This is a genomic window from Rhizobium sophoriradicis (assembly GCF_025200795.1).
GTDB lineage: Bacteria > Pseudomonadota > Alphaproteobacteria > Rhizobiales > Rhizobiaceae > Rhizobium > Rhizobium sophoriradicis.
This window is the reverse complement of sequence record NZ_CP104156.1, coordinates 228559-240683: the sequence shown is the minus strand read 5'-3', so window position 1 is coordinate 240683 and position 12125 is coordinate 228559. Positions and strand designations below refer to the sequence as shown.

Genomic DNA, 12125 nt, shown 5'->3' with positions numbered 1-12125 from the left:
TTTCAAGAACCACTGGCATCTATTGCTCGATCCATCTCCACCCTATTGCAGGAAAAGGTAAATGTCGTTCTCCATGCCTGATGGCCCCAGAGTGGCCGTGTAGGGCACACCATGGATAGTGATGCTGGTCTGGGGTTTGTCCGCGCTCGGCAGCAACTCAAGCCAGGACATCGCAAGCCGAAGGCCAGCCTGTGCCGGTTGATTGCGGTGTTGCCAGCTCGGAGGGACAGCTCCTCCCAAGTCGTCCACAGGCAGCGTGTACTGTGGGGTGCCGAAGATCGATGCCCCCAAGCTTTGCTCCCATGGTGCGTCTGGCGGATTGACGCTTTGCACCGGTGAATAGGCGGCTGACGGCAAATCCTGCCGGAAGGTCGCTGTATTCCAGCTATCGGGAAGCTGGCCGGGTTGACCCACTCCATGCCAAAACTCTGCGGGATCGGCGATCTGTGTGGAGGACTCCGGTTCAGCCGCCGCAGCCCCCGCTCGAGCACTGTTGGGCGCGGTGCTCAGACGTCGTTGGAGTTGCTCCCGATCGGCGACGAGGTTGTCGAGGTGCAGCACGGCTGGCCGGTCTCTTCGCGCCAGACGTCTAACGAGCGCCCGCGTGCCGTCAACCACGAAGACTCCGCAATCATAGCCGTTCCGCTGTTGGGTCATGCGGACGGGCTCCAGACGGGTACCCAACCTTTGTGCGAGCATTGCTGCAAACTCGTCGTTCTGGCCCCGGAAGGAGTCATAGTGATAGGCAGCCGGCCCCTCGCGGTTGCGACGGTCAACGAGTAGCAGCGACCAATGGGTGCCGCGGTGATCAGGATCCGAAGCACTGGCATCGCTCACTGGAAGGAACAGGAAGTCGGCTGTATCTCTTCCATTCTGATCATTAACGATGCGCTGGAAAGCGCTCAGCGCGGTGCTCTCATCGCCCAGGCGCAGATGATAATGGGCTATCAGGGGATCGATAAGCCGCGTCCTGGCTGCGAGATCCGGATCGTTTCGCTGCAAGTCCTGCATTAGCAGCTCATAATCCGTCTGGATATGCTGGTCGCCCAGCCATTCGATATGGTCGAGCGACAATCCGCTGCGGCCTTCGATCGATGGATCAACCTGCTGCAGCGGCGAAGTTGATCTGAACTCGGCACGTGAATCCGAACGGCCGTCCAGACCGGCCGGTTCGCGGCCACTTGCCGGCTCAGGGGACAACCCCGACGCTGCGTTCGCCTCAACGACTTGCTGGTACTGCCGAAGCCGCTTGAAAGAGATAGTGTGTTTTCCCATGTCTTCGGTGAAGTCTTGGTAATCTTTTTTCAACGACCATTGCTGCTGATCACTGCCGTTGAGCCGGCTCGCTATGCTCTCCCTACCCCTGGTTTGCAGCCAATCACCAAACTTTCGCTGATTGCTGACCAGCTTCGAGACGACTATCCTCTGCGAAGTCGAGTCCGATCCGAGCTTGCTCAGCTCTTCGTTGGCGAAGCTATCAATCATGAGGGCGTCGTCGGGATAAGGATTATGCTGTTTCAACTGCGACTCAGCGCCTAGATACTGCCGCAGCCGATCGAGACTCACGTTTATTCTTTTTCCTTCAGCCTTGGTAAAGGCCCTCAAATCGTCCTTTAACGACCGTTGCTGCTGATCACTGCCAGTCAGGCGACTGGCTATGCTCCCCCGACCCTTCTTTCGGAGCCAATCACTAAACCTCCGTTTATTGCTGGCCAGATTCAAAACGCTTTTCCGCTTGGAACTCGAGTCCGATCCGAGCTTGCTCAGCTCTTCCTTGGTGAAGCTATCAATCATGAGGGCGTCGTCGGGATAAGGATTATGCTGTTTCAACTGGGACTCGGCGCCTAGATACTGCCGCAGCCGATCTAAACTCACGACCACTTTTTTTCCTTCCTCCTTGGTAAAGGCCCTAAAATCCTCCTGCAACGACCGTTGCTGCTCATCAGTACCCGTGAGTCGGCTGACTATGCTCTCCCTGCCCTCCCTTTTGAGCCAAGCGCTAAATTTTCGTTGGTTACTGGCATTTTTCCGGGAAGTCGCGGCCGGTCGGAGCTTACTCCGCTCTTCGTTGGCCAAGGCATCAATAATGAGGGCGTCGTCGGGATGGGGATCATGCTGTTTCAACTGCGACTCAGCGCCTAGATACTGCCGCAGCCGATCGAAACTCACGCTTATTTTTTTTCCTTCAGCGTTGGTAAAGTTACTGTAATCGTCCTTTAACGACTGTTGCTGCTGATCACTGCCAGTCAGGCGACTGGCGATGCTCTCCCTGCCCTCCCTTTGGAGCCAATCGCTAAACCTCCGTTGATTGCTGGCCATATTCCAGACAACATTCCTCTTGGAAGTCGAGACCGGTCGGAGCTTACTCCGCTCTTCGTTGGCCAAGGCATCAATAATGAGGGCGTCGTCGGGATAGGGAACATGAATTCGGCGCCCCATCAGGCGCGGCCCAGGTCCAACGGCTTGGAGTTCTTGCCCCTCAGGCGAGAGCCTCCTGAAATGAGACAGTGCTGAGTTAAGACGCTTACGATCGTCCCCACCGTTTGCCCAGTAATCCGCGATATCACCGGCTAGCGAATCTGGATCGTTTAAAAACCGAGAAGCCATCGAATCTCTGTTTTCTGCTCGGAGCCAACGAGCGAACCTCCTAAGAATCCCTAAATTGTTCTCGACGGTAGCCTCGGGAACCCTTCCGTCCCCTCGGCCGACGCTACCGTCGGGTAGAATTTCGTAGTTTCGGACTGCTTCCGCGAACTGGTTGATGCGGGTCTCGTCATCGGGATGCATGTCCCGGTCGGCGGGGCGACCACGCTTGGCGCCGACGCGAACCTTGGTTGAGACCACGTGAGTCTCCGTTGCGGCATCGACGTCTTGCTGCCCCGAACCCCTCTCCGGCGCCAGCGACTGCGGCGTCACTCGCATCGAACCGCCCACGGAACTGCGACGCGGCACACGGTCGCCGGCGTCACTATCGTGCGAACCGAGGCGCAAGTCGGTCGGATCCTGTTCCATCTCTCGGCTCTCTGGATAGCAATCCTCAATCCAGGCGTCCGTATCGAAAGCTCCGGTCACGCCTTCGATCCACCCACTAACTTCGCGAGAATCGTCATCGCGCGGCTGGTTCCGTCTTGGGTACATCGATGCCGGTCCTCCGGAAATTCAAATTTGGAACCTCGATCCTAATGCCTGCCGACCGCCGCCCAGCATGCTAAAGCCAGATCCAATCATGCCCTCAAGGCATGGCCGAACACCATATGGCGACGGCTTGCCGACAATCGTCTGCACTCGACCATCAAGCCGACACAGAGGCTCGCCAGCTTGCCGCTTGCCATGCGGAGCCCGCCATTCGATGTTGCCCCGGCACTGGGGATCGTCTCATCTGGGTTGGCGCGCTGCACGTGGCCGCGTAAAAACGGATTCTCTCTCAACGGTTTGGTGCTTTTTCAAGAACCACTGGCATCTATTGCTCGATCCATCTCCACCCTATTGCAGGAAAAGGTAAATGTCGTTCTCCATGCCTGATGGCCCCAGAGTGGCCGTGTAGGGCACACCATGGATAGTGATGCTGGTCTGGGGGTTGTCCGCGCTCGGCAGCAACTCAAGCCAGGACATCGCAAGCCGAAGGCCAGCCGGTGCCGGTTGATTGCGGTGTTGCCAGCTCGGAGGGACAGCTCCTCCCAAGTCGTCCACAGGCAGCGTGTACTGTGGGGTGCCGAAGATCGATGCCCCCAAGCTTTGCTCCCATGGTGCGTCTGGCGGATTGACGCTTTGCACCGGTGAATAGGCAGCTGACGGCAAATCCTGCCGGAAGGTCGCTGTATTCCAGCTATCGGGAAGCTGGCCGGGTTGAGCCACTCCATGCCAAAACTCTGCGGGATCGGCGATCTGTGTGGAGGACTCCGGTCCAGCCGCCGCAGCCCCCGCTCGAGCACTGTTGGGCGCGGGGCTCAGACGTCGTTGGAGTTGCTCCCGATCGGCGACGAGGTTGTCGAGGTGCAGCACGGCTGGCCGGCCTCTTCGTGCCAGTCGTCTAACGAGCGCCCGCGTGCCGTCAACCACGAAGACTCCGCAATCATAGTCGTTGCGCTGTTGGGTCATGCGGACGGGCTCCAGACGGGTACCCAACCTTTGTGCGAGCATTGCTGCAAACTCGTTGTTCTGGCCCCGGAAGGAGTCATAGTGATAGGCAGCCGGCCCCTCGCGGTTGCGACGGTCAACGAGTAGCAGCGACCAATGGGTGCCGCGGTGATCAGGATCCGAAGCACTGGCATCGCTCACTGGAAGGAACAGGAAGTCGGCTGTATCTCTTCCATTCTGATCATTAACGATGCGCTGGAAAGCGCTCAGCGCGGTGCTCTCATCGCCCAGGCGCAGATGATAATGGGCTATCAGGGGATCGATAAGCCGCGTCCTGGCGGCGAGATCCGGATCGTTTCGCTGCAAGTCCTGCATTAGCAGCTCATAATCCGTCTGGATATGCTGGTCGCCCAGCCATTCGATATGGTCGAGCGACAATCCGCTGCGGCCTTCGATCGATGGATCAACCTGCTGCAGCGGCGAAGTTGATCTGAACTCGGCACGTGGATCCGAACGGCCGTCCAGACCGGCCGGTTCCCGGCCACTTGCCTGCTCAGGGGACAACCCCGACGCTGCGTTCGCCTCAACGACTTGCTGGTACTGCCGAAGCCGCTTGAAAGAGATAGTGTGTTTTCCCATGTCTTCGGTGAAGTCTTGGTAATCTTTTTTCAACGACCATTGCTGCTGATCACTGCCGTTGAGCCGGCTCGCTATGCTCTCCCTACCCCTGGTTTGCAGCCAATCACTAAACTTTCGTTGATTGCTGGCCAGTCTCCAGACGACTCTCCTCTGCGAAGTCGAGTCCGGTCCGAGCTTACTCAGCTCTTCGTTGGCGAAGCTATCAATCATGAGGGCGTCGTCGGGATAAGGATCATGCTGTTTCAACTGCGACTCAGCGCCTAGATACTGCCGCAGCCGATCGAAACTCACGCTTATTCTTTTTCCTTCAGCGTTGGTAAAGTTACTGTAATCGTCCTTTAACGACTGTTGCTGCTGATCACTGCCAGTCAAGCGACTGCCTATGCTCCCCCGACCCTTCTTTCGGAGCCAATCACTAAACCTCCGTTGATTGCTGGCCAGATTCAAGACTACTTTCCTCTGCGAAGTCGAGTTCGATCCGAGCTTGCTCAGCGCTTCCTTGGCTAGGTCATCAATGATGCGGGCGTCATCGGGATAAGGATCATGCTGTTTCAACTGCGACTCGGCGCCTAGATACTGCCGCAGCCGATTGAAACTCACGACCACTTTTTTTCCTTCCTCCTTGGTAAAGGCCCTAAAATCCTCCTGCAACGACCGTTGCTGCTCATCAGTACCGGTGAGTCGGCTGACCATGCTCTCCCTGCCCTCCCTTTTGAGCCAATCGCTAAATTTTCGTTGGTTACTGGCATTTTTCCGGGAAGTCGAGACCGGTCCGAGCTTACTCTGCTCTTCGTTGGCCAAGGCCTCAATAATGAGGGCGTCGTCGGGATAAGGATCATGCTGCTTCAACTGGGACTCGGCGCCTAGATACTGCCGCAGCCGATCAAAACCCACGTTTATTCTTCCTTCAGCCTTGGTAAAGCCCCTAAAATCGTCCTTCAACGACCCTTGCTGCTGATCACTGCCAGTCAGGCGACTGGCTATGCTCCCCCTACCATTCTTTTGGAGCCAATTACTAAACCTCCGTTGATTTATGGCCGTAATCCGGACAACATTCCTCTTGGAAGTCGAGTCCGATCCGAGCTTGCTCAGCTCTTCGTTGGCGCAGCCATCAATCATGAGGGCGTCGTCGGGATAAGGATTATGCTGTTTCAACTGGGACTCGGCGCCTAGATACTGCCGCAGCCGATCTAAACTCACGACCACTTTTCCCTCGGCCTCGGTAAATTTCCTAAAATCCTCCTGCAACGACCGTTGCTGCTCATCAGTACCCGTGAGTCGGCTGACTATGCTCTCCCTGCCCTCCCTTTTGAGCCAAGCGCTAAATTTTCGTTGGTTACTGGCATTTTTCCGGGAAGTCGAGACCGGTCGGAGCTTACTCCGCTCTTCGTTGGCCAAGGCATCAATAATGAGGGCGTCGTCGGGATAGGGAACATGAATTCGGCGCCCCATCAGGCGCGGCCCAGGTCCAACGGCTTGGAGTTCTTGCCCCTCAGGCGAGAGCCTCCTGAAATGAGACAGTGCTGAGTTAAGACGCTTACGATCGTCCCCACCGTTTGCCCAGTAATCCGCGATATCACCGGCTAGCGAATCTGGATCGTTTAAAAACCGAGAAGCCATCGAATCTCTGTTTTCTGCTCGGAGCCAACGAGCGAACCTCCTAAGAATCCCTAAATTGTTCTCGACGGTAGCCTCGGGAACCCTTCCGTCCCCTCGGCCGACGCTACCGTCGGGTAGAATTTCGTAGTTTCGGACTGCTTCCGCGAACTGGTTGATGCGGGTCTCGTCATCAGGATGCATGTCTCGGTCGGCGGGGCGACCACGCTTGCGAACCTTGGTTGAGACCACGTGAGTCTCCGTTGCGGCATCGACGTCTTGCTGCCCGCGCAAGTCGCTCGGATCCTGTTCCAGGTCTCGGCTCTCTGAATAGTAGTCCTCGATCCAGGCGTCCGTATCGAAAGCTCCGGTCACGCCTTCGATCCACCCACTTACTTCGCGAGAATCGTCATCGCGCGGCTGGTTCCGTCTTGGGTACATCGATGCCGGTCCTCCGGAAATCAAATTTGGAACCTCGATCCTAATGCCTGCCGACCGCCGCCCAGCATGCTAAAGCCAGATCCAATCATGCCCTCAAGGCATGGCCGAACACCATATGGCGACGGCTTGCCGACAATCGTCTGCACTCGACCATCAGGCCGGCACATGGCTTGAGAGGCTCGCCAGCTTGCCGCTTGCCATGCGGAGCCCGCTAAAATTGGCCTTCATTTAAGCAGTTCGAGTGATGTGTTGGACATGCAGCGTGAAGGGTGCCGTCAGAATTTCCGATTCCAACCAATCTTTCCGCCGGCCTTTCTGATTTCGCCGCCTCAGGCAACGGAACCATTGCGGCGTAGCTGCTTGCAGAACCCGTTGCACGCCTGATAGTTATGCGACCTATGGGGCGGCGATCAGGATGAGACGCCGTATTGCCTCACCCAAGAGTGTTCCCGGAGAATAATGTCGTTGCCTCACTCGATGTTTTCGAATGCCTCACGGGTTGTTCCGATCGTATCCCCGCACCTGGTGCAGGTGACGGAGGTAGCGAAGCCGCTCGCGAGCGCGCCTCTCAATAGCGCTGTAGCGAGCGGGCGGCTTCGCGGGCGGTCATCATGTTTTCCGGTGGGGTCGGTTGTCGAAGGCCAACCTGGCGGTAAGAGCGCGGATGACGATCCTGTATTGTTCGGTAATGATCTCACTGCCCGACCTCTATACTTTCCGTCTGCCGCGCGGCATCGGCGAATGGCCCGAACACCAGCGCATTGGCCTGTGTACTGCGCCAGATTTTCATTCGGCGCTGCACGGTCCGAATGAGGCCGTCGGGATACACGCCGGGGCATTTGACCTGCAAGCGTTCAAGCAACTCTCGCGAAGTTCGCCAAGGCTCCGCCTCGAACCATTCCTCGAGTTCGGCAGTGACGGCGAGTAGAGGATCGGGCCTCCGCCGCTCTCGCTTGGCCGCTGGCTTGGAGCGGGCAGTCGGTTTCACTTCACCACCACGCCAAGCAATCCGTAAGCCAGAAAGAAAGTCTTCGAGCGTCAGGTACATCGCCTTGAGCCAAAGGCATGTATCCTCCGGCGTGCGTGGGTCGTCAAGCAGCCGCTGGAAGAGTGTGGCAGGACGATGATAGCGCTTGATCACCTTGGCTCCGTCACGGTGCTTTTCTTTCAGCTTGAATGATGGCTGAAAGAAATTCACGAACAACCGCATTGACGAATAAAGCTTGGCCAGCTCCCGAGTGGCTCGCAGCCCCTCGAAGCGTCGGTATCCAACGATCTTGCGCACGATTGCGCCATTCTTCTGCTCGACAAATGCCTGATCATTCTTTCGGTAAGGGCGGCAACGGGTAAGTTCGATATTATCGCGCAAGCAATACTCATGAACACTCTCGTTCATGAACACACTGTCGTTATCGGTGTCGAAGCCCAGCAGCGGGAACGGCAGCAACTTGCGCAGTTCGGCCAACGCAGTGATCAGTACCGTTTGCTCGCGAACCATCCTTGAGGACCCGATCAATCGTCGCTGGGCTCATCGTCAAGAGTCGCCGGCGCGTCTCGCTATTCATATCGCCGTGTCCATGACGTTCCATCGCTTCGATTAGTGTTGGCAACAGGGGGTGTAGTCGCTTGCCGCAAATTCGATCCGACGCCTCCCAAACAACGACGAGCGCTGCCCGCACGTCGTCGCCGTAAACCCGGCGCCCTGGCCGAGGACCACCCTTCGCCGGTTTGCGTTCTCCTCGCAGCAGTCGCATCGCATGCTTGCGATGAAAGCCCGTGAGCGCCACGAACTCGTCTAACATCCTCGCCTTCTCGGCCCGCCCGCCTAACACATAGCGACAACTGATCGCTGCCACCAATTCCGCACGTGTCGCCATGCTGACCTTCCTCATCACAGCTCCCGAGGTTGATTCGGCGGGAGCAATTTAGATGAGGCAATAACCCATTCTCAGGGAGCAGTTCAGGCGAGGCAATGCGCGCGACAAACTGGCGGTGCCTTTGATTGTCGCGAATGAGGCTGGCCTGCCGCGCCGGCGTTTGACCCCCATGGGTGGAACGTCGTCGATAGCTTTCAACGTTCATTTCGAATGATCGTTGCGTGATGAACAAGTCGGTCCACCGCGGCACCCGCCCGCAGGCATTAGTTGCAGGATACGGGTCGGCATCGAGCACCCAACTCACACGTTGGCTCATGATCGCTGTATGAAATGCATCCGGCGCCATGGGCGGGTTTCGTCCTGGCCTGAAGCCATAGTAGAACCCGCAAAGGGTAGGCCGTCATAGACGGCACTAAGCACTTCAGCGACCGCGCCAGCATCCTTCGCACCCGAGGCTCTTCCCGCATCCGTATCTGTCTACACCTCAGATGCGACAGCCGTCGCCTCTTGGGATGCTGGCCAAACGTCACGTTTTGAAGGAAGACTGGCGACGTGCACATTCGATGTCGCCCCCGGCACTGGGGATCGTCTCATCTGGGTTGGCGCGCTGCACGTGGCCGCGTAAAAACGGATTCTCTCTCAACGGTTTGGTGCTTTTTCAAGAACCACTGGCATCTATTGCTCGATCCATCTCCACCCTATTGCAGGAAAAGGTAAATGTCGCTCTGCATGCCTGATGGCCCCAGAGTGGCCGTGTAGGGCACACCATGGATACTGAAGTTGGTGGGTTTGTCCGCGCTCGGCAGCAAGTCAAATAAGTACATTGCAGGCAGAAGGTCATCTGGTACCGGTTGATTGCCGTGTTGCCAGCTCGGAGGGACAAATCCTCCCAAGTCGTCCACAGGCAGCGTGTACTGTGGGGTGCCGAAGATCGATGCCCCCAAGCTTTGCTCCCATGGTGCGTCTGGCGGATTGACGCTTTGCACCGGTGAATAGGCAGCTGACGGCAAATCCTGCCGGAAGGTCGCTGTATTCCAGCTATCGGGAAGCTGGCCGGGTTGAGCCACTCCATGCCAAAACTCTGCGGGATCGGCGATCTGTGTGGAGGACTCCGGTCCAGCCGCCGCAGCCCCCGCTCGAGCACTGTTGGGCGCGGTGCTCAGACGTCGTTGGAGTTGCTCCCGATCGGCGACGAGGTTGTCGAGGTGCAGCACGGCTGGCCGGCCTCTTCGTGCCAGTCGTCTAACGAGCGCCCGCGTGCCGTCAACCACGAAGACTCCGCAATCATAGTCGTTGCGCTGTTGGGTCATGCGGACGGGCTCCAGACGGGTACCCAACCTTTGTGCGAGCATTGCTGCAAACTCGTTGTTCTGGCCCCGGAAGGAGTCATAGTGATAGGCAGCCGGCCCCTCGCGGTTGCGACGGTCAACGAGTAGCAGCGACCAATGGGTGCCGCGGTGATCAGGATCCGAAGCACTGGCATCGCTCACTGGAAGGAACAGGAAGTCGGCTGTATCTCTTCCATTCTGATCATTAACGATGCGCTGGAAAGCGCTCAGCGCGGTGCTCTCATCGCCCAGGCGCAGATGATAATGGGCTATCAGGGGATCGATAAGCCGCGTCCTGGCGGCGAGATCCGGATCGTTTCGCTGCAAGTCCTGCATTAGCAGCTCATAATCCGTCTGGATATGCTGGTCGCCCAGCCATTCGATATGGTCGAGCGACAATCCGCTGCGGCCTTCGATCGATGGATCAACCTGCTGCAGCGGCGAAATTGATCTGAACTCGGCACGTGGATCCGAACGGCCGTCCAGACCGGCCGGTTCCCGGCCACTTGCCTGCTCAGGGGACAACCCCGACGCTGCGTTCGCCTCAACGACTTGCTGGTACTGCCGAAGCCGCTTGAAAGAGATAGTGTGTTTTCCCATGTCTTCGGTGAAGTCTTGGTAATCTTTTTGCAACGACTGTTGCTGCTGATCAGTACCGGTGAGTCGGCTGACTATGCTCTCCCTGCCCTCCCTTTGGAGCCAAGCGCTAAACTTTCGTTGATTGCTGGCCATATTCCAGACAACATTCCTCTTGGAAGTCGAGTTCGATCCGAGCTTGCTCAGCGCTTCCTTGGCTAGGTCATCAATGATGCGGGCGTCGTCGGGATAAGGATTATGCTGTTTCAACTGGGACTCGGCGCCTAGATACTGCCGCAGCCGATCGAAACTCACGACCACTTTTTTTCCTTCCTCCTTGGTAAAGGCCCTAAAATCCTCCTTCAACGACTGTTGCTGCTCATCACTGCCGGTGAGCCGGCTGACTATGCTCTCCCTGCCCTCCCTTTTGAGCCAAGCGCTAAACTTTCGTTGGTGACTGGTATTATTCCGGGAAGTCGAGACCGGTCCGAACTTACTCAGCTCTTCCTTGGCCAAGCTATCAATGACGCGGGCGTCGTCGGGATAAGGATCATGTATCTGGCGCCCCATCAGGCGCGGCCCAGGTCCAACGGCTTGGAGTTCTTGCCCCTCAGGCGCGAGCCTCCTGAAATGAGACAGTGCTGACTTAAGACGGTTCCGACCATCCCCACCGCTTGCAAAATAATAATCCGCGATATCAACGGCTAGTGAATCTGGATCGTTTAAAAGCCGAGAAGCCATCGAATCTCTGTTCTCTGCTCGGAGCCAACGAGCGAACCCCCTAAGAACCCATAAATTGTTCTCGACGGTAGCCTCGGGAACCCTTCCGTCCCCTCGGCCGACGCTACCGTCGGGTAGAATTTCGTAGTTTCGGACTGCTTCCGCGAACTGGTTGATGCGGGACTCGTCATCGGGATGCATGTCCCAGTCGGCGGCGCGACCACGCTTGGCGCCGACGCGAACCTTGGTTGAGACCACGTGAGTCTCCGTTGCGGCATCGACGTCTTGCTGCCCCGAACCCCTCTCCGGCGCCAGCGACTGCGGCGTCACTCGCATCGAACCGCCCACGGATCTGCGACGCGGCACACGGTCGCCGGCGTCACTATCGTGCGAACCGAGGCGTAAGTCGCTCGGATCCTGTTCCATGTCTCGGCTCTCTGAATAGTAGTCCTCGATCCAGGCGTCCGTATCGAAAGCTCCGGTCACGCCTTCGATCCACCCACTTACTTCGCGAGAATCGTCATCGCGCGGCTGGTTCCGTCTTGGGTACATCGATGCCGGTCCTCCGGAAATCAAATTTGGAACCTCGATCCTAATGCCTGCCGACCGCCGCCCAGCATGCTAAAGCCAGATCCAATCATGCCCTCAAGGCATGGCCGAACACCATATGGCGACGGCTTGCCGACAATCGTCTGCACTCGACCATCAGGCCGGCACATGGCTTGAGAGGCTCGCCAGCTTGCCGCTTGCCATGCGGAGCCCGCTAAAATTGGCCTTCATTTAAGCAGTTTCGGGTGATGTGTGGAACATGCAGCGCGAAGGGTGCCGTCAGAATTTCCGATTCCAACCAATCTTTCCGCCGGCCTTTCTG

At 57.5% G+C, this 12125-nt stretch carries 3 protein-coding genes and 1 pseudogene; all 4 read right to left on the bottom strand.

Annotated elements, in window-relative coordinates; translation table 11 throughout:
- Nucleotides 1–42: 42 nt before the first annotated feature.
- Nucleotides 43–3138 carry a Ulp1 family isopeptidase gene (locus N2597_RS31905; protein WP_341356280.1) on the bottom strand — a complete coding sequence of 1032 codons (3096 nt, stop codon included), beginning with the start codon at nt 3136–3138 and terminating at the stop codon, nt 43–45.
- 345 nt (nt 3139–3483) lie between these two features.
- On the bottom strand, nt 3484–6753 hold the full coding sequence (locus N2597_RS31900; RefSeq protein WP_210066519.1) for a Ulp1 family isopeptidase: 3270 nt from the start codon (nt 6751–6753) through the stop codon (nt 3484–3486).
- 694 nt (nt 6754–7447) lie between these two features.
- Nucleotides 7448–8645: pseudogene (locus tag N2597_RS31895) on the bottom strand (transposase).
- A 683-nt stretch (nt 8646–9328) separates the two neighbouring features.
- On the bottom strand, nt 9329–11806 hold the full coding sequence (locus tag N2597_RS31885; RefSeq protein ID WP_210066520.1) for a Ulp1 family isopeptidase: 2478 nt from the start codon (nt 11804–11806) through the stop codon (nt 9329–9331).
- Nucleotides 11807–12125: the final 319 nt, after the last annotated feature.

What these genes read in the sequence shown, in the direction of transcription:
- N2597_RS31905 (WP_341356280.1), bottom strand. Translation starts at nt 3,138, where the DNA reads ATGTACCCAAGACGGAACCAGCCGCGCGATGACGATTCTCGCGAAGTT.
- N2597_RS31900 (WP_210066519.1), bottom strand. Translation starts at nt 6,753, where the DNA reads ATGTACCCAAGACGGAACCAGCCGCGCGATGACGATTCTCGCGAAGTA.
- N2597_RS31885 (WP_210066520.1), bottom strand. Translation starts at nt 11,806, where the DNA reads ATGTACCCAAGACGGAACCAGCCGCGCGATGACGATTCTCGCGAAGTA.